The sequence below is a fragment of the Paenibacillus sp. Root52 genome (assembly GCF_001426865.1).
Classification (GTDB): domain Bacteria; phylum Bacillota; class Bacilli; order Paenibacillales; family Paenibacillaceae; genus Paenibacillus.
Genome location: NZ_LMFO01000002.1, coordinates 167,019 through 189,806 on the forward strand (window position 1 = coordinate 167,019; position 22,788 = coordinate 189,806).

Annotated in this window: 19 protein-coding genes and 1 riboswitch; of the genes, 1 reads left to right on the forward strand and 18 read right to left on the reverse strand. The window is 46.8% G+C overall.

The genetic code is table 11. The annotated features are described in order from the left end of the window. Positions 1 to 12: 12 nt before the first annotated feature. The 17 genes from purD to ASD24_RS05935 all read right to left on the reverse strand — a co-directional run bounded on the left by purD (position 13) and on the right by ASD24_RS05935 (position 18,713). Positions 13 to 1,278, reverse strand: a complete 1,266-nt coding sequence (gene purD / locus ASD24_RS05855) for a phosphoribosylamine--glycine ligase (RefSeq protein WP_056692975.1) — start codon at positions 1,276 to 1,278, stop codon at positions 13 to 15. A gap of 134 nt (positions 1,279 to 1,412) precedes the next feature. Further along, positions 1,413 to 2,960, reverse strand: a complete 1,548-nt coding sequence (gene purH, locus ASD24_RS05860; RefSeq protein WP_056692977.1) for a bifunctional phosphoribosylaminoimidazolecarboxamide formyltransferase/IMP cyclohydrolase — start codon at positions 2,958 to 2,960, stop codon at positions 1,413 to 1,415. Positions 2,961 to 3,146: 186 nt separating this feature from the next. Next, positions 3,147 to 3,767 (reverse strand): phosphoribosylglycinamide formyltransferase, encoded by a 621-nt coding sequence (gene purN, locus ASD24_RS05865; protein ID WP_056692980.1) that lies wholly within the window; start codon positions 3,765 to 3,767, stop codon positions 3,147 to 3,149. Next, positions 3,767 to 4,807 (reverse strand): phosphoribosylformylglycinamidine cyclo-ligase, encoded by a 1,041-nt coding sequence (gene purM, locus ASD24_RS05870; protein ID WP_056692983.1) that lies wholly within the window; start codon positions 4,805 to 4,807, stop codon positions 3,767 to 3,769. The genes purN and purM overlap by 1 nt, the downstream gene beginning before the upstream one ends. A 52-nt stretch (positions 4,808 to 4,859) precedes the next feature. Next, positions 4,860 to 5,294: an immunity 26/phosphotriesterase HocA family protein gene (locus tag ASD24_RS05875; protein ID WP_056692986.1), complete on the reverse strand. Its 435-nt coding sequence runs from the start codon at positions 5,292 to 5,294 to the stop codon at positions 4,860 to 4,862. A 12-nt stretch (positions 5,295 to 5,306) separates the two neighbouring features. Then, positions 5,307 to 6,785 (reverse strand): amidophosphoribosyltransferase, encoded by a 1,479-nt coding sequence (gene purF, locus ASD24_RS05880; RefSeq protein ID WP_056692989.1) that lies wholly within the window; start codon positions 6,783 to 6,785, stop codon positions 5,307 to 5,309. Next, on the reverse strand, positions 6,770 to 9,013 hold the full coding sequence (gene purL, locus ASD24_RS05885; RefSeq protein WP_056692992.1) for a phosphoribosylformylglycinamidine synthase subunit PurL: 2,244 nt from the start codon (positions 9,011 to 9,013) through the stop codon (positions 6,770 to 6,772). Before purL ends, purF begins: the two co-directional genes overlap by 16 nt. Beyond that, entirely contained in the window at positions 8,991 to 9,680 is a 690-nt protein-coding gene (gene purQ / locus ASD24_RS05890) for a phosphoribosylformylglycinamidine synthase subunit PurQ (RefSeq protein WP_056692994.1), read from the reverse strand. Before purQ ends, purL begins: the two co-directional genes overlap by 23 nt. A gap of 4 nt (positions 9,681 to 9,684) precedes the next feature. Further along, entirely contained in the window at positions 9,685 to 9,930 is a 246-nt protein-coding gene (purS, locus tag ASD24_RS05895) for a phosphoribosylformylglycinamidine synthase subunit PurS (RefSeq protein ID WP_017690695.1), read from the reverse strand. Positions 9,931 to 10,481: 551 nt separating this feature from the next. After that, on the reverse strand, positions 10,482 to 11,360 hold the full coding sequence (locus ASD24_RS05905) for a phosphoribosylaminoimidazolesuccinocarboxamide synthase (protein ID WP_056692999.1): 879 nt from the start codon (positions 11,358 to 11,360) through the stop codon (positions 10,482 to 10,484). A gap of 271 nt (positions 11,361 to 11,631) precedes the next feature. Then, a complete protein-coding gene (gene purB, locus ASD24_RS05910) occupies positions 11,632 to 12,930 on the reverse strand; it encodes an adenylosuccinate lyase (RefSeq protein ID WP_056693002.1) in 1,299 nt (432 codons plus the stop codon). Next, positions 12,927 to 14,126 (reverse strand): 5-(carboxyamino)imidazole ribonucleotide synthase, encoded by a 1,200-nt coding sequence (gene purK, locus ASD24_RS05915; protein ID WP_056693034.1) that lies wholly within the window; start codon positions 14,124 to 14,126, stop codon positions 12,927 to 12,929. Before purK ends, purB begins: the two co-directional genes overlap by 4 nt. After that, positions 14,126 to 14,611 (reverse strand): 5-(carboxyamino)imidazole ribonucleotide mutase, encoded by a 486-nt coding sequence (purE, locus tag ASD24_RS05920; RefSeq protein WP_056693037.1) that lies wholly within the window; start codon positions 14,609 to 14,611, stop codon positions 14,126 to 14,128. The genes purK and purE overlap by 1 nt, the downstream gene beginning before the upstream one ends. Positions 14,612 to 14,816: 205 nt before the next feature. Then, positions 14,817 to 14,917, reverse strand: a riboswitch (purine riboswitch). Between the two features lie 292 nt (positions 14,918 to 15,209). After that, entirely contained in the window at positions 15,210 to 15,644 is a 435-nt protein-coding gene (locus ASD24_RS05925; RefSeq protein ID WP_056693003.1) for a universal stress protein, read from the reverse strand. A 238-nt stretch (positions 15,645 to 15,882) separates the two neighbouring features. Continuing rightward, complete coding sequence (locus tag ASD24_RS05930; protein ID WP_056693006.1) at positions 15,883 to 16,146, reverse strand: DUF1294 domain-containing protein; 264 nt, start codon at positions 16,144 to 16,146, stop codon at positions 15,883 to 15,885. Positions 16,147 to 16,260: 114 nt separating this feature from the next. After that, on the reverse strand, positions 16,261 to 16,398 hold the full coding sequence (locus ASD24_RS30695) for a hypothetical protein (protein ID WP_200956133.1): 138 nt from the start codon (positions 16,396 to 16,398) through the stop codon (positions 16,261 to 16,263). Positions 16,399 to 16,583: 185 nt separating this feature from the next. After that, entirely contained in the window at positions 16,584 to 18,713 is a 2,130-nt protein-coding gene (locus tag ASD24_RS05935) for a DNA topoisomerase III (RefSeq protein ID WP_056693007.1), read from the reverse strand. Between the two features lie 418 nt (positions 18,714 to 19,131). Here ASD24_RS05935 and ASD24_RS05940 point away from each other — a divergent pair, with 418 nt between their 5' ends. Continuing rightward, positions 19,132 to 21,069: an amidase family protein gene (locus tag ASD24_RS05940; RefSeq protein WP_056693011.1), complete on the forward strand. Its 1,938-nt coding sequence runs from the start codon at positions 19,132 to 19,134 to the stop codon at positions 21,067 to 21,069. A gap of 301 nt (positions 21,070 to 21,370) precedes the next feature. Here the strand turns inward: ASD24_RS05940 and ASD24_RS05945 are convergent, their stop codons facing one another. Beyond that, the gene (locus tag ASD24_RS05945) at positions 21,371 to 22,366 is read right to left on the reverse strand and encodes a ketoacyl-ACP synthase III (protein ID WP_056693012.1); all 996 of its coding nucleotides are present in this window, start codon (positions 22,364 to 22,366) and stop codon (positions 21,371 to 21,373) included. Positions 22,367 to 22,788: the final 422 nt, after the last annotated feature.

Sequence of the window (22,788 nt, forward strand, 5' to 3'; positions counted from 1 at the left end):
TTCCTTGTTCTATTAAACCAATGCTTTGGCAGCTATATCAGACCGTTGATGTTTACCCTCAAAACGAATGAGCTCCGCTTGCGCGTATGCTTGGTCTCTGGCTTCACTAATGTCTGAACCCACACCAACAACACCCAAGATCCGTCCACCATTCGTTACCCATTCACCTGATTCATTGCGTGCTGTTCCTGCATGGAACACAATAGCATCCTTGGCTTCATCCAACCCTTCAATCCGTACACCCTTATCATATGGACCTGGATAACCACCGGAAGCGAGTACGACACATACAGCAGCTTCATCGCTCCAATCAATCTCAATCTCAGCCAACTTACCATGAACCGTTGCCCAGAAAATGTCGAACAGATCAGATTTCAGACGTGGTAACACAACCTGTGTCTCTGGATCACCAAAACGAGCATTGAATTCGATCGTTTTAGGTTTACCTTCAGGAGAGATCATCAGCCCAGCAAACAGAACTCCCTGGAACGGACGCCCTTCAGATACCATCGCTTTCGCCGTAGGTTTGATAATAGTCTCAACTGCTTCTTCAATAATAGAAGAATCAATGTGTGGCAATGGTGAGTATGTACCCATCCCCCCAGTATTAGGCCCCTGATCGTTATCGAATACAGGCTTATGATCCTGAGCTGCAGCCATTGGACGAACCGTTTCCCCATCAACAAAGGCGAGAATGGACATTTCCTGACCCGCAAGGAATTCTTCGATAATGACCTTGGCACCGGCCTCTCCAAATACCTTGTCCACCATAATGCTGCGCAGAGCCTGATCCGCTTCTTCCCGTGAATAAGCTACAGTTACACCTTTACCTGCCGCAAGCCCATCCGCTTTGATCACCACAGGAATGGATTGCGCATTCAGATAAGTCTGTGCTTGTTCATAGTTATCGAACTTCTCGTAGGCTGCAGTTGGAATGTTGTATTTATGAAGCAGATCCTTCATAAATGTTTTGCTACCCTCAATCTCAGCTGCATTTCGACGTGGACCAAACACTGGAATACGTGTGTCGTCAAATGCATCAACAATACCATCTGCAAGTGGATCATCTGGTCCAATGACAACCAGACCAACCTTTAGCTCTACAGCCAGTGCGGTTAGTTTATCGAATTCATGCACCCCGATTGGGTGACATTCGGCTAGCTGTGCAATACCTGCATTTCCCGGAGCACAGTGAATTTTATCTACCTTTGGGCTCTTCGCCAATGCCCAGATGATCGCATGCTCACGGCCACCACCGCCAACTACCAGAATATCCATCGCTTCGTTTCCCCCTCATGAATGATGTTCGTTAATATAATTAATTCAAATACATTAGATTGAAGTTTTTCTCCCAAAACGAGGATGAACAAGCGGATTCGCTTGTTCATCGTGGTTGGTATTACCGTGTAGTCTTAGTGTTTGAAGTGACGAACGCCTGTGAACACCATAGCAATGCCATGTTCATTTGCTACTTTGATCGACTCTTCGTCTTTGATCGAACCGCCAGGTTGAATCACAGCCGTAATGCCTGCTTTGGCAGCCAGTTCAAGGGTGTCTCCCATTGGGAAGAATGCATCGGATGCTAAGATTGCTCCCTTAGCTTGCTCGCCAGCCTGCTCAATTGCAATTTTGGCTGCACCGACACGATTCATCTGTCCAGCGCCAACACCTACAGTCATGTCATTTGCCGCGAGTACAATCGCATTAGACTTCACATGTTTAACCACTTTCCAGCCAAACAGCAGTTGTTTCAGCTCTTCTTCGGAAGGTGCACGATCTGTCACCACGTTCAATTCGCTAGCTTCAATGGAATGTACATCCGATTGTTGTACAATCATACCACCATCGATAGATGTAACCACGAATTGACTTGCACGATTGCGAGCCGCGTTCAATTCACCCGTTTTGAGCAATCGAATATTTTTCTTCTTCGTCAAGATCTCAAGTGCCTCTTGTGTGAAGTCAGGAGCCAGTACGATCTCTAGGAAAATCTCACTCAACTTAGCCGCGGTATCACTATCGATAATGCGGTTAGCTGCAACAATCCCGCCAAAGATCGAGGTTGGATCTGCTGCATATGCTTTGCCATAAGCTTCATAGATACTCTCTCCGACACCTACGCCGCAAGGATTCATATGTTTTACTGCCACTACAGCAGGCTCTTCGAATTCTTTCACGATCTGCAATGCTGCGTTGGCATCATTGATGTTATTGTAGGACAATTCTTTACCATGCAATTGCTCGGCTGTCGTTAATGTATCCTGAGCAGCAAGCGGTTTGCGGTAGAATGCCGCCTGTTGATGTGGATTTTCGCCATAACGCAAATCCTGGAGCTTTTCGTAAGTAACGGTCAAGCGCTCTGGTAGTGGGTCACCATTCACATTGGACAGATAATCAGAGATAAGTGCATCATAAGCCGCCGTATGACGGAAAACTTTTGCCGCAAGCCGTTTGCGTGTTTCCAGCGTAGTATCACCACTGTTACGTACTTCCTCCAGCACTTGGCTGTAGTCAGCAGCGTCTACAACAACACTGACAAAAGCATGGTTTTTGGCTGCCGAGCGGAGCATAGTTGGACCACCAATATCGATGTTCTCGATGGCATCTTCATACGCCACATCCGGTTTTGCAATGGTCTCCTGGAATGGATACAGATTAACAACAACCAAGTCGATGTAGCCTAAGCCGAGTTCTTCCATCTGACGTGTATGTTCTTCGTTATCACGAACAGCAAGCAATCCACTATGAACTGCGGGATGCAATGTTTTGACACGTCCATCCATAATTTCCGGGAATCCAGTTACATCCGAGATTCCGATAACAGGTACGCCTTCCTTCGACAATAGGCTGCTTGTGCCCCCTGTCGAAATAATCTCTACACCCATTTGCGACAGCTCGCGGCAAAAGTCCACGATGCCTGTTTTATCCGATACGCTGACCAGCGCTCTTTTGATACTCACAATATGCTCCTCCTTTAATGTCCCATAGCTTCGCGTTTCATGACGAAACACAGCCGATTTATTTCCCGAGAAATATCACAAAATGCGTACCAATATTCGACTTCAACGATCACATAACCACATGACCGACAGATCTAGCGAAAAAAATTGAATGAAGAGTAGATCGAATGACAGGATGACCCTCTTCTACTCTACTATCTGTCTTACAGTTACTTGGCGGCCATTCAGCTCAACCAATCCCTGGGCGAACCAAGAGACGACTTCAGGGTATAGCTGCTGTTCGGCAGCATGAATGGATTTGCTGATGGTTTCCGCCGTATCCCCGAGCAAAACCGGTACTGGATGCTGAGCAATAATAGGCCCTGTATCCATACCTCCATCCACAAAATGAACAGTCACACCTGTAATCTTCACACCGTATTCTAATGCTTGTCCGACAGCATCTTTGCCAGGGAACGCTGGAAGAAGTGAGGGATGGATATTAATCAATCGTCCTGCATACCGATCCACCACGACTGAAGTGAGCAAACGCATATATCCGGCAAGAACGACCAGATCTATATTTTTCGCTTCTAACACTTCAACGATCTCTTTCTCGTAGGCTTCTCGTGAATCATAATTCTTCGGGGTGAAGAGATGGCAATCCACGCCAGCATCCTGTGCCCGCTGCACGACACGTGCAGCAGGTTTGTCACAGACCAGCAGTTCAACGGATGCATTCAGCCCCCCGTTCCGCACTGCATCGACCAATGACTGAAAGTTACTCCCTTCACCCGAGGCAAATACAGCAATCCGGTAATTCGTCATTAAACATCCGCTCCTGTGAAGGTTACTCGCGCATCTCCTTCGGTAACACGGCCAATGATGTACGCTTCTTCACCAGATGATTTCAGTTGTTGCAGAGCTTCCGCGGCATCAGCTTCATTAACAACCAGCACAAGACCGATCCCCATGTTAAATGTTGTGAACATATCACGGTTAGTGACATTGCCCTTCTCTTGTAACAGGTTGAAGATCGGCAGGATTGGCCATGAGCCATAGTCGATATCCACGTTTACGTTACTTGGCAACATCCGTGGGATGTTCTCAATAAATCCACCACCAGTGATGTGAGCCATACCTTTTACCTTTACATTCTCAAGCAAAGACAACAATGGCTTCACATAAATCTTCGTAGGCTCCAACAGCGCATCGCCCAGCTTACCACCGAGCTCCTGCACTTCGTCCTGCAAACTCAGTCCAGCTTGCTCCAACAGCAACTTACGTACCAAGGAAAAGCCGTTACTGTGTACACCACTGGATGCAAGTCCAATCACCGTATCGCCAGGAGCGATGGTTGTACCGTTGATGATTTTTGCTTTATCCACAATACCTACGGTAAATCCGGCAATATCGTACTCTCCTTCACTGTACATCCCCGGCATTTCAGCCGTTTCGCCACCAATCAGTGCACAGCCGGACTGATGACAGCCTTCTGCAATCCCCGCAACAATCGCTTCAATCTTCTCCGGAATGACTTTGTCACATGCCAGATAGTCGAGGAAAAACAATGGTTCTGCGCCCTGTACGACAATATCATTCACACACATGGCTACCGCGTCAATTCCAATCGTATCGTGGCGATCCATAGCAAACGCGATTTTCAGCTTCGTTCCTACGCCGTCTGTACCGGAAACAAGTACCGGCTCATCATACTTGTCCTTGTTCAAGCCGAACAGAGCACCGAATCCACCCAGGTCTGTCATGACTTCCGGACGGAAGGTACGTTTCACATGCTTTTTCATCCGTTCTACCGCTTCGTTGCCTGCCGCGATATCGACGCCGGCGTTTTTGTATGCTTCTGACACTACCATCGCACCCTTCATCTGGTTCTATATTTCATTCCAAATATCGTATTTATCATTCCATCTCTAATAGATGGTTCTGTACCAACTCAAACCCTGCCACGCCGAGCGTAATATACTGACTGTATTCTGCCGGCGAGAGATTGCGGATATACTCATCTCCAGCGTACAAATGCCCCGCACATTGAAATACTTGCAGTTCTTTTTTCGCTGGCGTTAATGGGATGTTACCGATGATTCTCCATGTTCCATCTTTGAGATATGCCGGTGACGTGAAGATCACGCTATTCTTTCGCTGCATATAAGGATAGACAAGAAATTCGCGATCTTCAAAGCTTACAGTTTCGTCATGCTGAATGCTCATCACGCCGAATGAAAATGCCTTTTTGAAGCGGCCTCTCAATGCACTTTCGACCTGACATACAGCCAAACGCCCATCATGCATCGGAATCAGAAAAATATCGCCCTCATTATAGCTTTTTCTTCCCATAAGCCTAATCTCCTAACAACTACATCCGAATTTTTCTTCGCCATTGAAGTCGAGACGAGTTGGATAATCATTATCGAAGCATGCAAGGCATAGTCCGCCCTTGTAGTCATCCTGATTATCTCCCTGAATGGATGTAATCAATCCATCAGGGCTAAGGAACGCCAGAGAGTCCGCGTTGATTTCACGACAAATCTCTTCCACCGACAGCTGTGAGGCGATCAGTTCGCGGCTATCCGGTGTATCGATCCCGTAGAAACACGGATTTTTGAACGGCGGAGATGTAATCCGCACATGCACTTCCGTAGCCCCTGCATCCCGTAGCATATTCACGATCCGTCGGGATGTCGTACCACGCACGATGGAGTCATCGATCATAACCACACGTTTGCCCTCAACTACACGGCGCACGGCGCTTAGTTTCATCTTCACACCTTGCTCCCGTAGCTCTTGGCTCGGCTGAATAAATGTTCGACCTGTATATTTATTTTTGATCATACCCATCTCATACGGAATCCCCGTCTGTTCAGCGTATCCAATCGCTGCCGAGATACTGGAATCTGGCACCCCCGTAACCAAGTCCGCATCTACAAATGCCTCAATCGCCATACGGCTTCCCATCCGTTTACGGGCAGCATGTTGGTTCGCACCATTCATGTCACTGTCCGGACGAGCAAAATAAATATATTCCATCGCACACAGCGCTTTGCGATGTTTATGATGATCAAACCGATCTTCATGCAATCCGTCGGCATCCAGGACAAGCAGTTCACCTGGCTCAATATCGCGGATTAGTTCAGCACCAATCGTTTCAAGCGCACAGGTCTCGGAGGCAAACAGATAAGCATCCCCTAGCTTACCCATTGTCAATGGACGCAGACCATGCGGATCAGACGCAACGAGCAACTTATCGTTCGTCATAATCAAGAACGCATAGCCACCCACGATCCGCTGAAATGCATCCTTCGCTGCTTCCACCAAACCTTTGGAAGAACGTGCAATCAGATGGGCAATAACTTCTGTATCACTTGTCGTCTGGAAGATTGAACCGCTCTGCTCTAGTTCACGGCGGATCGTAGGTGCATTAACGATATTACCATTTGTCGCAACGGCCAGATCACCATCACGATATTTGAATACCAATGGCTGTGCATTGGTCAGCTTGCTATCACCGCTAGTCGAATACCGAACGTGCCCGATTGAGATATCACCGGTCAGTGTCTGCATCAGATCCTTCGTGAATACTTCCTTCACGAGTCCCATGCCGCGATGGTAGTTAAACTGATTACCATCACTTACACACATTCCTGCACTTTCTTCGCCCCGGTGCTGCAACGCATGTAGACCATAATAGGATAACGAAGCAGCTTCAGGGTGTCTGAACACCCCGAAAACTCCGCATTCTTCCTTTAATTTGTCGAGCCCTTCCTTGCCGGACCCTTCATTATAATAATCACCTGTCCACAACGGCCCTGTCATCAGTTCATGAGACATGGAATCGCATCCTCCCAGACCTGAGTCAAACCTCCTACAGGTTCGTTCACAGCTGATCTTCCGTTCAATTCAATCGTGAGATTACTTCCTTCTACACGTCCAATCACAGCTACAGGCACTCCGCGTTCACGTACAAATGCTTCAAGTTTACCTGCTTGCTCCGGCGAAGCCGATAGCAAAATACGGGACTGGCTCTCACTGAAGAGTGCATGATCGCCGCGCAGTGTAGTCTCCACGTTCACTTGTGCGCCTACTTTACCGCTAATGCAGGACTCAGCCAGTGCAACCGCCAGACCACCCTCGGACAAGTCATGTGCCGAACGAACAAGTCCAGATTGAATTGCTTCGAGCACGGTGCTGAGCAACGTTTTTTCCGTTTGCAAGTTCAGCTCTGGCGGGCGTCCTTCTGTCTGACCATGAACGGCGTATTGCAGCTCGCTGCCGCCTAGTTCAGCTTTCGTGTCACCGAGGAGAATGATGACATCTCCTTCGGATTTGAATGCCTGTGTCGTGATATGATCCGTATCATGAACGAGACCTACCATACCGACAACTGGTGTTGGGTAGATGGAGCCTTTGGCGTTTTCATTGTACAAACTTACGTTACCGCCGATGACTGGTGTATCCAATACGCGACAAGCTTCAGCCATACCGTCGACTGCTTTTTCCATCTGCCAGAAAATATCCGGTTTCTCCGGGTTACCGAAGTTCAGGTTGTCCGTAATCGCGAGTGGCTCTGCACCAGAACATACAATGTTACGTGCAGCTTCACTTACCGCAATTCTTCCGCCCACTTCTGGATCAAGATATACATAACGTCCGTTGCAATCCGTTGTCATCGCGAGACCTTTGCGTGTTCCACGAATCGTTACCACCGCTGCATCCGAACCTGGACGAACGGCTGTGCTTGTACGCACCATGTAATCATATTGATCATAGACCCACTTCTTACTTGCCACCGTTGGCGAAGCGAGCACTTGTTTCAACGCACCACCGAGATCCGACACTTCGTCGTAACGAAGCGTGTCGATGGAAGCACTAGCTTCATAGTACGCAGGTACAGAAGATGGCTTATCATACACCGGACATTCGTCAACCAGTGCCGTTACCGGCATATCACCAACCACTTCGCCATGGTGGATCAGTTTCAGACGGCCATCATCCGTAACTTTACCAACCTTGGCACAGATCACGCCCCAGCGTTCGAAGATTTCCATCGCCTGTGCTTCATCCTTCGGCTCAACCACGAACAACATACGCTCCTGAGACTCAGACAGCATCATTTCGTAAGGGGTCATACCTTCTTCACGCTGTGGCACCTGATCCAGATACAATTCCAGACCATTGCCTGCTTTACTTGCCATCTCCGCACTCGAACATGTTAAACCCGCAGCGCCCATATCCTGAATACCCAGCACGATGCCTGTATCGATCAATTCCAGACAGGATTCCATAACTAATTTCTCCATGAATGGATCACCGACTTGAACTGCTGTACGTTGGGATTCGGATTCTTCAGTCAATTCAACCGAAGCAAAGGTTGCTCCGTGAATTCCATCACGGCCTGTTGGCGGCCCAACATAATACACCGGGTTACCTACACCTTTAGCTACACCGCGCTGAATTTTATCGTGATCAATTAGACCCACACACATGGCATTAACCAATGGGTTACCTTCGTAGCTCTCGTCAAACATGACTTCACCCGCAACCGTAGGAATACCGATACAGTTACCATATCCCGCAATACCAGCTACGACATGCTCGAACAAATATTTAACGCGATCACTCTCCAGCTTGCCGAAACGTAGGGAGTTCAGCAATGCCACAGGTCTAGCACCCATGGAGAAAATATCACGGATAATGCCGCCAACACCTGTCGCTGCGCCTTGGTAAGGCTCAACCGCGGAAGGGTGGTTATGGCTTTCAATTTTGAAAACAACGGCTTGGTTATCCCCGATATCGACGATACCCGCACCCTCACCCGGCCCCATCAGGACACGCGGGCCACTTGTTGGGAAGCGACGCAAGAGTGGTTTGGAATTTTTGTATGCACAGTGTTCAGACCACATTACACTGAAGACACCAATCTCTGTGTAGTTTGGCTTACGTCCCATGAATTCACAGATCAGCTCATATTCACTGTCCGACACACCCATTTGGGCGTAAAGTTTATGTTCTGCGACCTGTTCTGCTGTCGGTTCCTTAGCGGATAGCTGCTGCGTCATGCTTATCCCTCCATGCTTTCAAAATAGATGTAAACATACGTTTGCCGTCTTCTGAGCCGAGCAATGAATCTACTGCGCGCTCTGGATGCGGCATCATGCCGACCACGTTTCCGCCGATATTGCTGATTCCCGCGATATCGCCAAGGGAACCATTCGGGTTGCTGCCATACGTAAATACGATCTGGTTGTTCGCTTGCAAGCTTGCAAGTGTCGCATCATCGCAATAATAGTTCCCTTCACCGTGTGCAATTGGAATAATAATCTCTTCACCTTGCGTATAGTCACGTGTAAATGGTGTATCTGCATTGGCTACTTTCAATACGGTATCATGACAACGGAATTTCAGGGATGTGTTACGGATCAATGCACCTGGAAGCAAACCAGCTTCGGTCAGGATCTGGAATCCGTTACAAATGCCCAGAATATATTTACCTTCTTCAGCAGCTTTAGCTACCTCGTTCATTACAGGTGCGAAACGGGAAATGGCGCCGCAACGCAGGTAGTCACCATACGAGAAACCACCTGGAACCAGAATGCAATCATAAGCCGATAGATCTGTAGCCGTGTGCCATACATAATCAACCTCTTGTCCAATCGCGTCTTCTACTGCCTTGTAACAGTCGATGTCGCAGTTGGAGCCAGGGAACACAAGAACTGCAAATTTCATGAGATTAACCCTCCAATTCGTAGCGGTAATCTTCAACAACGGTGTTCGCGAGCAGCTTCTCACACATCACTTTCAATCGTTTCTCCGCTTCTGCACGATCTGTCGTATCCAGGTTCAGTTCCATGACTTTACCAATCCGTACACTTTCAACTTCATTGAATCCCATCGAATGAAGGGCTCCTTGAACTGCTACGCCTTGCGGGTCGAGTACGCTTTGCTTAATAGTGACATATACGGTTGCTTTAATCATGATCCTTATGTTCCTCCTCAGTAATGAACGGGATAAAATGCTTTATGCTGTTAAAAAAATAATTAGCCTTGGGTGGTGGGCTCCGGGGCGGATTGTTCTGCAGGTCGCTGTTGTCCCCAGGTTTTCTGATTTGTTTAGCCCGCTCTGCGGTCAAAACCCGGGGACAAAGGCGAACGCTTCGCTCCTTTACGAACAATTCCGCCCCTCCGCCTGATCCTACGGCACTTTTTTAAAGGCCTAAACCTTTTACGTTGCACGGTTAGTAGTGGTTGAGATCTTAACCACTATATTTACATATAAGCGGTTCTTTAATGTTACAGATAACATGTGTAACATTAACTGAATGTCTTCACCTTTATAGGCTTCCATATCTGAGGAAACCTATTAAATACTACCTCTCCCCAGTTGAGACTGGCGGAGGGAAAGATTTGAGCTGGAGAAGTGGAACGTTCGCCTTTGCAACCGGAATGCTTCCTTTTGAAAAAAGGATTCCAATCTAAAACATTCCGGGGGCAACAGCGATCGAAAGCCAAACTTTCCTGGAGCTTGCCTCAAACCACCTTCGTTAAACGATTATAAATGTCGACGTATCTTGCAGTTGTCGCCTCCACAACCTGCCCAGGTAATGGATCTGGCTGGCTGTTTTTATCCCAATCCGTACCAGCAAGATACGTACGAACCGGTTCTTTGTCCATGCTGTCGATTTCGATATCAAGCGCATAGTTTTCTTTAGCCCAGAAGCGGGAAGCATCTGGCGTAAAGATTTCGTCGATCAAAATGACTTTGCCCTCCACCATACCGAACTCGAACTTGCAATCTGCTAAGATGATACCTCGCTGATCACAGTAATCACGTGCGAATTCGTACAAGCGCAGGCTTTCTTCCTGAAGCTCGATGGCCAGCGCGTCTCCAACCAGTTCCTTCATACGATCCATTGGAATGTCTTCGTCATGTCCAACGTCGTTTTTGGCTGCTGGCGTGAAAATGGGAGAATCGAGTTTCGCGTTTTTGCGAAGTCCTTCCGGCAGTGTAATACCGTTGACCTTACCGCTTTTCTCATATTGTCTCCAACCGCCCCCGGTGATATATCCACGTACGACGCATTCGATATCGATACGCTCCGCTTTGCGGGTAACCATGATGCGGTCTTTGAGCAGATTAGGGTCAGTTACAATGTCACCCAATCGGTTCACATCTGTATGAACGACGTGATTATCCATCATATCGCCCGTTAGCTCAAACCAGTAACTACTCAGCTTATTGAGCACATTACCCTTTTCAGGAACCGCAGGTTCTAACACATAGTCAAAGGCGGAAATTCGGTCTGTAACTACGATCAAAAAATGTTCACCCAGATCGTACAATTCACGTACTTTTCCTTTATATAACAAAGGAGCTTTAACGAGATCCGCCGCAGTGGACAACGCCATGTTGGCTCACCTTCTTTCAGGAGATGTAAGGCTATAAACGAAAATTCCCATGGTCCATACTTCACTCCGCTGACAGAACAATCTTCCGATCGCTGTTATTCCCAGATTTTTGGTTCCACTTCTTCAAAGTGAAAATCCGGGAATAGCTTATGCTTCCGATGCAGCTTTCTTTCAGAAAGCTTTCAGGCGAACGCTTCGCTTCTTCTGCTTATTTCTGTCCTCTACGTTCCTTGCAGACCCATCATTTTGCTTTCTAGCCTTATTGGGAGTATTAGTCGTTTAAACCAAGCTTTTTGAAGATTGTATCTACATGCTTCAGGTGCCATGATGGGTTAAATGCATCTGCGATTTCTTCCTCGCTCAGCACTTCTGTAATTTCAGGTGTAGACTTCACGATGTCCTGGAACTGTCTTTGCTCTTCCCATGCTTGCATCGCACGTGGTTGTACCGTATCATACGCTTGCTCACGGCTGAAACCTTTGTCGATCAGCTTCGTCATAACGCGGCCCGAGAACGGTACGCCGAAGGTGCGCTCCATGTTGCGTTTCATGTTCTCAGGGAACACCGTCAAGTTTTTCACGATATTACCGAAGCGGTTCAGCATGTAGTTCAGCAACATTGTTGCATCCGGCAAGATCACGCGTTCAACGGAAGAGTGCGAGATATCGCGCTCATGCCAGAGCGTTACGTTCTCATATGCAGATACCATATGTCCGCGAATGACGCGGGACAAACCTGAGATGTTCTCACTACCGATTGGATTGCGTTTATGCGGCATTGCAGAAGATCCCTTTTGACCTTTAGCGAAAGCCTCTTCTACTTCACGGAACTCACTCTTTTGCAGTGCACGCACTTCTGTAGCGAACTTGTCCAAAGAAGTTGCGATCAACGCCAATGTAGCCATATACTCCGCATGACGGTCACGCTGCAATGTCTGTGTGGAGATCGGTGCCGGCTTCGTGCCTAGCTTCTCGCAGACAAACTCTTCTACGAATGGATCGATGTTCGCATACGTTCCAACTGCACCGGAGATTTTGCCGAACTGCACATTGTCTGCTGCATGACGGAAACGCTCCAAGTTACGCTTCATCTCTTCATGCCACAATGCCATTTTCAAACCAAACGTTGTTGGCTCCGCATGTACCCCGTGTGTACGTCCCATCATTGGTGTGTGCTGATATGCTAGTGCTTTCTCACGCAAAATTTCAATGAAGTTCACGATATCGCGTTCCAGAATCTCATTGGCTTGACGAAGGACATATCCCAATGCCGTATCTACTACATCTGTAGAAGTCAGTCCGTAGTGCACCCATTTCCGCTCCGCGCCTAGACTTTCGGATACCGTACGTGTAAATGCAATAACGTCATGACGTGTTTCCTGTTCAATCTCATAGATGCGATCGATATCAAAAGATGCGTTCTGACGAAGCAATGCTGCTTCTTCTTTCGGGATGACTCCAAGCTCTGCCCACGCTTCACATGCACAAATTTCAACTTCCAGCCATGACTTGAATTTGTTCTCTTCCGTCCAGATGGCTCTCATTTCGGGTCTGCTATAACGTTCAATCATGAATTTATATTCCTCCAGAGATTAGTTTGTTCAATCCATTGCAATCCTTCTTCGACATCCTGACAGAGCAGATTGACATGCCCCATCTTTCTTCCTGTTTTCGCTTCAGTTTTACCATATATATGAAGCTTGGGAATAACCCCGAGTTCCATCGCTTCTGTGTCTGATTGACCCATCCGATCGATGACCCCTTCCAGGTGTTCGCCAAGCACATTGACCATAACCACAGGACTTAACAGTGTTATGTCTCCAAGCGGCAATCCACAAATGGCACGAATATGCTGTTCAAACTGTGAAGTCGCACAAGCCTCCATCGTATAATGCCCCGAATTATGTGGTCTTGGAGCTAGCTCATTCACATAAAGTCTTCCATCTGCTGCTACAAATAGTTCAACCGCGAGCAAACCAACTGCCTGCATCGATTCTGCTACGGCTGCCGCTAATCTCTGTGCCTCCAGCTGGATCTCCGTTGGTACCCTTGCTGGAACAATCGATGTATGCAGAATGTTGTCCACATGAATATTCTCGGCTACCGGGAAGGTCTTGATCTCCCCTTGCGTACTGCGCGCAACCACTACCGAAATCTCGCAGTCAAACTTAATGAACTGCTCCAGCACCAATTCCGCACCTGTGGATGCAAGCTCTTCGTAAGCTTCAACCGCTTGGCTAGCTTCGCGAATAACGCGCTGGCCTTTTCCATCATACCCACCGGTTACCGTCTTCAGCACACATGGCACACCTAGTTCTCGAACAGCCGCTTGCATTGTATCCAAGTTGGTAATTTCCCGATAAGGGGCAACGCGCACACCCGCCGCTTCAATGGCCCGCTTTTCACGCAAACGATGCTGCGTAGTATAAAGTAATGTACTTCCCTGAGGCACGTAGGATTCACGCTCCAGAAGAGCGGCAACTCCAGCATCCACATTTTCAAACTCGTACGTGATTACGTCGCATTGCTCCGCCAATTTCCTAGCAGCAGCTTCGTCGTCATAACCCGCTTCAATCTGACGGGCAACTTGTCCACAAGGTGCATCAGCTACAGGATCAAGGGTTACAAACCGATATCCCATCGCTGTTCCAGACAACGTTAACATACGTCCGAGCTGGCCACCTCCCAGAATACCAATCGTTGTCCGTCCAGGAAGCAGTACACGTTTGGCTTCGCTAGTCACCTCTGACTGCTTATTAGGCATCATCATAACTCATCACTGCTTTCTAACACTTCACGTTTAATTCGTTCTCTGCGAGCTTCCGCACGGTTCCGAACTTCCTCATCAAAAGCACCGATGAACTGAGCAGCGAGTAACCCTGCATTCGTCGCTCCTGCTTTACCAATGGCAACGGTAGCAACAGGTATTCCGCCAGGCATCTGAACAATGGACAAGAGGGAATCGAGACCATTTAATGCTTTGGACTGCACAGGCACGCCGATCACTGGCAACATCGTTTTGGCTGCAACCATGCCAGGTAAATGTGCCGCCCCGCCTGCACCCGCAATGATGACCTTGAATCCTCGATCAATGGCTTGCTCTGCATACTCAAACATCAAATCTGGTGTACGATGAGCGGATACCACTTTTTTCTCATAGCCGATTTCTAACTCATCAAGCACCTCACACGCATGCTTCATCGTTTCCCAATCTGACTTACTGCCCATAATTACAGCAACTTGCACTGACATGAATACATTCAACTCCCGTCTGAGCTTTTTGGATAATGTCACGTTCCAGCATTCCTTTTCGGTTCCACCCTCATGCTCATGGAACAAAAAAATCCGCTACCCGCGAAAACATACATTTTCTCCGGACACCGGACTCCAAGAAATACGTATCCCGCATTTGGGCATGCCAAAAGGGGCTTGCTGTCCGCACTTTAATTCCATGCGACTCTCAGCCGTATCTCCTCGTAGTCCGGAAATTTACGGTTCCCGGGTAGATACTTCCGGGCCTATTCCCGGCGTTATACGAGCAAATCTCTATATTGCAAAATGCTAGGTTCAGTCTTTTGCAAACTTCGTTTATAATCTAATAAAATATTCAACAGCATTCGTTCCTACTCGACCTTATTCTCACCTGATCGACACATCTAACATTTTAACAATCCCCTACAGCGAATGTCAACTTAAAGGCGAACATTTAACATATTGACAAATATAATGTTCGGGAATTACCCATATCACGGTATTCTACTAACCATTTCATTCCATAAAAGAAAGCCGGCTCCTCTTCAATCTCTCGAAGACTACCGGCTTTTCCTTTGAAGTGCTGTACACTTCTACACTATTTAACGATAAGTACTGGAATCTGAGCATGCTGTACTACATTATGGCTGACACTGCCCAGAACAAACTCCCGAATTCCACCCAGCCCGCGGCTACCAATAATAATGATGTCCGAACCGTTCTCTTTTGCAAAATCAAGTAATACTTCAGCAGCAGCTCCTTGGATCAGATCTACATTAGCCGTTACTCCAGCAGCCTTGATTCGCTCTTTGGCTTCATCCGTTGTTTGTACTGCAAGATTGTAATAGTCATTGTTGAGAGAAGGTGGCAGTGGAGCCAATCCCTCGCCGATAAATACACGCGGGAAATCAAATGCATGAATAACATCCAGTACTGCATCTGGTGAAACTTTGGCGAATTCAATCGCGCGATCAAGTGCTTTATTTGAAGCTTTGGAGCCGTCATAAGCTACTAAGATTTTGGAAAATAACATGTGAATCCCGTCCCTTCCTTTATATGTAGAACATCCGAAGCAAGCCTCGGGGTAATATCCTAACGCACATTAAAACCTTGTACTTCATGTCATTCTTTAAACGTTCCAAAGCTAAGATGAACCATTCATAAGAATGAATTTACATATCAACTCCTGTGAGATGGATCGAACTTGTACACTACGATCTAAGAATAATTAGCTAGAATAAGTCTGATCCAGTGCAGTTCGTCTCCTACCATTACTGGAGAAAGTAACCATACATTACTGCATTCAGAAACAAAAGCAGAGGAATACCGATCGTGAAGCTCGGATGCTTCGTTTTGTGCCTTTTGCGATACATGGCGATCCAGACTCCAAGCGCACCACCAATGAATGCAAGCAAAAACAATGTACGTTCAGGTGTACGATCTCGACGTTGCTGTGCACGCCTTTTGTCATCGGACATCACCAGATATCCTACTACGTTAATAAATATAAACCACAAGATAAGTCCGGTTTGCATATATTAAGCAGTCCCCCTATCCCGGGACATCTCCCTGCCTCCATTATAATCCTAAGACTGGCACATGTTCAACGCGGGAAAGGGAACTGCATTATACTGCATTAAACTGTCTATCTAAGATTCCTGTTTGGGTATCCCGTTTAAACTTGGCACTCGTTTGGCTGCTTTCTCCGGACGAACAGCGATACTCTCTTCGCGGATACTGTCTTTATTTTGCTGATTATGACGTTTCTCTGGTTTGTTGTGCGGCATATGGGTATCACCTCCTTAGCTTACGTTGCCTGAAAAAGGAGGATCTTATACGAAGATGTGCCTACGCTTGGGAAGTGGTACGAATTCGTTTATCCTGTCTGCCCAAAAATTGTAAAGTGCCCCATGCAGATTAGCATCGTTCCTGAACGATAGGTGTTCTAGAATTGAAATATGCTTCTATCCCTTTAGTTCTCTTTCTTCTCCATAGCCGCCTTCAGCAAATCACCGAGATTGGAACCGATGGACTCCTGTTTCGCATATTGCTTCACCAGCTTTTGCTGTTCGCGTTTGTTCACATGTTTTTTATCCTTATCCAATGTCTCCGTGATTCCACAAGGCAGGCATTGCACGTATAATCCCGCTTTGCCTTCTTTGATCTCCATCTTTTTGTGACACTGTGCGCAGCGGCGGTTCGACAATCTCTTCTCTGCTGAGCGGCGATAACCACAGTCCTCTGTAGGACAAACTAGGAATTTTCCGCGCTTTCCTTTTTTCTCTAGCAATCGTGCGTTACAGTCAGGACAGTGACTATTGGATACATTATGAGGCTTGTATTCAGCTTTGCTGCCTTTGACCGTTGACACCAATTCTTTCGCCATCGAACGAATACTATCCAGGAAAGGACCTGGTTTACCTTGTCCGCGAGCAATCCGCTCGAGTTCTGCCTCCCAGCGCGCCGTTAGTTCGGGGGTGCGAAGCTGCGGAGCTGCAAGCTCAATTAACTGTTTTCCTTTACCTGTTGGGTGCATGCTGTTGCCTTGACGATCAATCGTATCGGAGTTCACCAGTTTTTCAATAAGATCTGCCCTTGTAGCTGGCGTGCCAAGTCCATGTTTCTCCATCTGAGACAGCAGAGCAGCTTCGGTGTACCGTTTAGGCGGCATCGTCCGTCCACTCTTAACATGACAACGCTGAACGGTTACAGACTGTCCTTGCTGCACATCTGGCAGAAGCACAGGCTCATGATTAGCATCATCTTCTGTACGGTCATCGTCATCATCGCTATAATCCCCACCATATACTTCACGCCATCCACTGTCTTTCACGGTTGTGCCTTTGGCATGGAATGAATCATTGCCGACCTGAACGGTGATCGCTACAGAATCGTACCTAGCTGCTGGATAGAACAAGCTGATAAAACGGCGAACAATGAGATCATACAGTTTACGTTCCTCCGGACTAAGTTGATTCAGTAGCACGGTCTGCTCCGTCGGAATGATGGCATGGTGGTCTGTTACTTTACTGTCGTCCACGATTCGTTTAGTGATATTCAGGTTTTTGCGCAGCAAAGGACGTGCGATAGAGGCATAAGGATCAATAGCTACACTCTCCAGCCGCTCTTTAAGCGTACCCACCATATCAGAGGTCAAATAACGGCTGTCTGTACGCGGATACGTAACAAGTTTGTGCTGTTCATACAAGCGCTGTAGAACATTTGATGTTTGTTTGGCAGAGAAACCGTACTTTCTGTTAGCATCTCGCTGTAGCTCTGTCAGATCGTATGCTAGTGGATGCGGCTCTACCTTCTCACTCTTCTTCACTTGAGAGATAGTACCTTTACGCCCCTCAATCCGTTGCTTCAGTTGGTGCATTTCCTGTGGGTCAAAGATCCGAGAATCCCCTCCACTTGCCCGCCAAACAGCCTGAAAACCACCCAGATCTGCTGTCAATGTCTCATATTCTTGTGAGCGGAATCCGTTAATTTCATTTTCTCTATCCATAATCATGCCTAAGGTTGGAGTCTGAACACGACCAGCTGACAACTGCGCATTAAAACGAACAGTCAGCGCACGCGTTACATTAAGTCCAATCATCCAGTCTGCTTCCGCACGGCAGCGTGCAGATTCATAGAGACGATCGAATTGACTGCCTGGCTTCAGTGATGCAAATCCATCCTTAATCGCCTTATCAGTCTGAGAAGAAATCCACAAGCGTTTGAACGGCTTCTTCCATTGCGCCATCTGCATAATCCACCGAGCGAGCAGTTCTCCCTCACGCGCTGCATCGGTAGCGATGACCAATTCTCCGACATCCTGACGTTTCATTAATTGCTGTACCGCTTTGTATTGATGATTCGTTTCCCGAAGCACTTTAAGCTTGGTACGCTCCGGCAGAATTGGTAGATCTTCAAGATTCCATGTTGCATATTTTTTGTCATAATCCTCTGGCTCTGCAAGACCTACAAGATGCCCAAGAGCCCAGGTTACGATGTATTTTGGTCCTTCAATATAACTTTTATGTTTATCACGCGCACCCATAACCCTTGCTATTTCGCGTGCGACAGACGGTTTTTCAGCGAGTACCAATGTCTTCACTTCATATCTCTTCCTTTCTGGTAAAACGTTAAGAGGTTGTTCAAACTGACCTTTTTGAACATGTACTTAAAGTTCTGCTGTTTCTATTTTTTCATTATATCATTTCACAGCGGTGGTATGCTTTGCCCTTCCTTTATCAACTTGCTTACTTCATTTAACTTCAATGTTAATCAATTGTGTAATATATATGTTATATATAGGCCGTGTTTAGTCGATTTATCAATTAAGATATGTTTTCAGAGCTGATGAAAATACGAGAAATCATAAGAAATACTAATGATAATTCACTATGTAAGCGTTTTTTCGGATAAATATTAGAATTGTAAGATTACCTAACATGCATATAGAATGTGCAAAAGCATATGTTCACAGATTACTTACACACATCATCTGAGAGACAGGAAGGGAGCGTGGATACATGACTAATCATGGATCTGTATTTAGAAAAAGTGGGGCATTGTTAATGGCGAGTGCTGTCATCGCTGCAACTTGGGGAGGAACTACCGTACCTTCAGCATTTGCCGCAGCAGCTACTCCAGCTAGTAAAACTTCTACTGCAACGATAACCCTGGCCAAAACACCAGCTAGTGCTGCAACATTCCTAGGAGCCATGGAAGAAGCGGCTACGCTTGCAGGCGTGCCTTTTACTATGGACAAGCTCTCCGGCACTACCATTAAGCGTAAGGATGTTGCCGTAGCCTTGCAACAATGGCTTAAACTTGACCCTGCCACAATCTCCTTCAAGGACGTACCCGAACAGGCTGATTATGCTGATGCTGTAGCCTCTTTAAACGCTGCTGGGCTGATGAAAGGGTATACTGATACTCTCTTCCTACCTAACGCTATTCTTACTGAGAACGATGTCGCTGTATTAAAAGACCGTGTATATAACTACATAAAACCATTCGTTCTGGAGGAAGCCACGATCATGGATCTCCAGACGGCAATGACGCAAGGGAAACTGACATCCAAAGAGCTCGTACAACAATACCTGGATCGTATCGAAAAATACGATGATCAGGGAGTCAGCATTAACGCTGTTCTCACAATAAACCCAGATGCACTGCAAATCGCAGAGCAATTAGACGCAGAGCGGGCTGCTCAGGGTGCTCGTGGTCCGCTGCATGGCATTCCAGTTCTTGTGAAGGACAACTTTGATACCAATGATATGCCAACCACTGCCGGCTGTATCTGTCTGAAAGACTCTATCCCAGCTCACGATGCTGAACAAGTGAAGAAACTTAAGGCAGCAGGCGCTATTATATTAGGCAAAACGAACCTGCACGAGTTCGCATTTGGCATCACGACATCTAGCTCACTAGGAGGTCAAACACTTAACCCCTATGCACTGGATCACTATCCAGGTGGCTCTAGCGGCGGAACAGGAGCTGCTATTGCCTCAAACTTCGCTGCTGCCGGCTTGGGTACAGATACAGGTGGCTCAATCCGTATTCCTTCCAGCTTCAATAGTCTCGTAGGCATTCGTCCAACGATTGGACTTTCCAGTCGTGAAGGTATCATTCCACTGGCGTTGACGCAGGATGTTGGCGGCCCTATGGCTCGCACAGTTAGTGATGCTGCAATTATGCTCGATGCTACTGTAGGCTATGACAAAAGGGATGTGTCTACTGCTTACGCTGTAGGCAAAATCCCTTCCAGTTACACAGACTTCCTGGATGTTAACGGACTTAAAGGTGCACGTATTGGTGTTGCTCCAGAACTGATTCCAAGCACCAAAGCAGAAGAAAAGGCTGTCGCTGACGTCATCCATAATGCAGTGGAGGAACTTAAATCACTCGGTGCTACCGCAGTTCCAATCTCCATTCCGAATCTGACGGAGATCAATAAATACCCTAGCCTCAGTGGATACGAATTCAAATTCCAGTTAAATGATTACCTTGATTCATTAGGCGAAGAGGCTCCTTACCATAGTCTGTCTGAGATCATCGCTTCTGGAGAATTCGACAAAGCGCAGGAGCAATCCATGAAAGCTCGAGATGCACGTGAAACGTTAGATACGACAGAATATAAGGACATCGTTCTGAAACGTACTCAAGTTACACGTGAGTCACTGTTGAAAGTCATGGCAGATCATAATTTGGATGCCATTATCTATCCTACATCCACACAGGCTGCTGCCCTTATTGGTGAAGGACAAACTTCCGGTGGTAACAACCGACTCAGTCCATTCTCTGGTTTCCCAGCAATCACAGTTCCAGCAGGCTTCACAACTGACGGCTTACCAGTAGGGATCGAGTTTCTGGGGCGTGCATTCGACGAAGGTACACTGATCAAGCTAGCATATAGCTACGAGCAAGGTACTCATCACCGTCAAGCGCCTGAGCTGACACCTTAATTATTTTACCGACTTAGTCTGTAGCTACTCTGCTATCATTATATTCAGCCATATGTAGATGATCCGTTTTATCATGTAAAAGGTTCACATCCTAAACTTACGGCTCATGGTAAAGTAAAAATAATAATGAAAACATGCGATTAATCCATTACCCTATATGTCTGATCATCAACTCATTTTTCAAATTAGGGTTAAATGATATCACGGAAAAAGTATAACCGAAAAATAGAAGCTGGGGTACTGCTCTACATTGAGCGATACCCCAGCTTCTTCGTTATAATGTAATGACTGTTGCTTGAAACTAGTCTCTGTCTGGCACGCTCCATTTCAGGACGAGACCCGAGTAAGTTAAGCCACCTCCGAATCCAAACAACGCCACTCGTTGACCATGCTTCAGCTTTCCTTCATCCACTGCAAGCTGCAATGCAAGTGGGATGGACGCAGCAGACGTATTCCCCCGGTATTCCATACTGGTTAACGTTCGTTCCAAAGGAATCGGGCCACGCTCGCAGACTGCCTCGATCATTCTCATATTGGCGCTGTGCGGTACAAACCAGTCAATTTGCTCAGGCTCTAATTCTGCCTTCGTGATGAGATGGCTTAATTGTTCAGGAATCATGCGTACAGCCCATTTGTAGATTTCCCTACCATTTTGAACAAGGCTCCCCTCTACCTTCAAAGGTAAACCATTCATCTCGGACGACAAGCCACTCTTATATAAATGAACCCCACCTTCTCCGTGCGTTCCGGAGATTGCTGCTATAAAGTCACCTTCCTCAGCAGATCGCTCCACTAGAAAAGCACCAGCTCCATCCCCAAATAGCACACAGGTTGTGCGGTCGGTATAATCCGTAATTTTAGATAAAGTCTCTGCCCCAATCACGAGCACCTTGCGATACATTCCACTTGTTACTAAGCTATCTGCCATTTGCATACCATACGTAAATCCTGCACAAGCAGCATTTAGATCAAGTACTCCTGTATGCGGAATACCAAGATTGGCCTGTACTCTGGAAGCTGAACTTGGAAAGGCATATTCAGGTGTACTGGTTGCAAATAGAATCATATCAACATCGTTTACGTTAACCTGGTAACGACCGATCATATCTTCCACAGCCTTTGTAGCCAAATCAGAAACAAATTGGTTTTCATCCGCGATTCGGCGTTCTCTCATGCCAGTACGCTGTACAATCCATTCATCGCTCGTATCAACCATTTTCTCCAGATCAGCATTACTTAGGATGCGCTCTGGCACATATGTTCCGAATGCGGTGATTATCGCTTTTGATTGATTCATACTAGCACCTCCGTTAGTGTTTTCATTATTATAGCACCTACTATTAGTATCTGGTACTAATAAATAATATATTGCAGTGGTCATTCCAAAATGGAATAGAACAAGAGCTATTCATCTTAAATGAGAACGATCGTTATTGATCTATAATCCAACCATTTTGTTAATATATCTCAAAGAGCCCTTAAGCATTCATAACCCGTTTCGACATAGTTTGAATTGAATCTTATGTTTATAGGTACATGCACGATCTTCTAATCCGACATGAGGTTCACTACATAAATACAAAAAACAGCCTAATCTGAGATTAGGCTGTTCTAGAACATAAATAAAAACCACCACCGAATAACATCGGCAGTGGTTCTTTGCTTGGCGGCGTCCTACTCTCCCAGGACCCTGCGGTCCAAGTACCATCGGCGCTAGAG

Excerpts from the sequence above, each read along its gene's own strand:
- purD (WP_056692975.1), bottom strand. The coding sequence starts at position 1,278 with ATGGATATTCTGGTAGTTGGCGGTGGTGGCCGTGAGCATGCGATCATC.
- purN (WP_056692980.1), bottom strand. The coding sequence starts at position 3,767 with ATGACGAATTACCGGATTGCTGTATTTGCCTCGGGTGAAGGGAGTAAC.
- ASD24_RS05875 (WP_056692986.1), bottom strand. The coding sequence starts at position 5,294 with ATGGGAAGAAAAAGCTATAATGAGGGCGATATTTTTCTGATTCCGATG.
- purF (WP_056692989.1), bottom strand. The coding sequence starts at position 6,785 with ATGTCTCATGAACTGATGACAGGGCCGTTGTGGACAGGTGATTATTAT.
- purL (WP_056692992.1), bottom strand. The coding sequence starts at position 9,013 with ATGACGCAGCAGCTATCCGCTAAGGAACCGACAGCAGAACAGGTCGCA.
- purQ (WP_056692994.1), bottom strand. The coding sequence starts at position 9,680 with ATGAAATTTGCAGTTCTTGTGTTCCCTGGCTCCAACTGCGACATCGAC.
- purS (WP_017690695.1), bottom strand. The coding sequence starts at position 9,930 with ATGATTAAAGCAACCGTATATGTCACTATTAAGCAAAGCGTACTCGAC.
- ASD24_RS05905 (WP_056692999.1), bottom strand. The coding sequence starts at position 11,360 with ATGGCGTTGTCCACTGCGGCGGATCTCGTTAAAGCTCCTTTGTTATAT.
- purB (WP_056693002.1), bottom strand. The coding sequence starts at position 12,930 with ATGATTGAACGTTATAGCAGACCCGAAATGAGAGCCATCTGGACGGAA.
- purK (WP_056693034.1), bottom strand. The coding sequence starts at position 14,126 with ATGATGCCTAATAAGCAGTCAGAGGTGACTAGCGAAGCCAAACGTGTA.
- purE (WP_056693037.1), bottom strand. The coding sequence starts at position 14,611 with ATGTCAGTGCAAGTTGCTGTAATTATGGGCAGTAAGTCAGATTGGGAA.
- ASD24_RS05925 (WP_056693003.1), bottom strand. The coding sequence starts at position 15,644 with ATGTTATTTTCCAAAATCTTAGTAGCTTATGACGGCTCCAAAGCTTCA.
- ASD24_RS05930 (WP_056693006.1), bottom strand. The coding sequence starts at position 16,146 with ATGCAAACCGGACTTATCTTGTGGTTTATATTTATTAACGTAGTAGGA.
- ASD24_RS30695 (WP_200956133.1), bottom strand. The coding sequence starts at position 16,398 with ATGCCGCACAACAAACCAGAGAAACGTCATAATCAGCAAAATAAAGAC.
- ASD24_RS05940 (WP_056693011.1), top strand. The coding sequence starts at position 19,132 with ATGACTAATCATGGATCTGTATTTAGAAAAAGTGGGGCATTGTTAATG.
- ASD24_RS05945 (WP_056693012.1), bottom strand. The coding sequence starts at position 22,366 with ATGAATCAATCAAAAGCGATAATCACCGCATTCGGAACATATGTGCCA.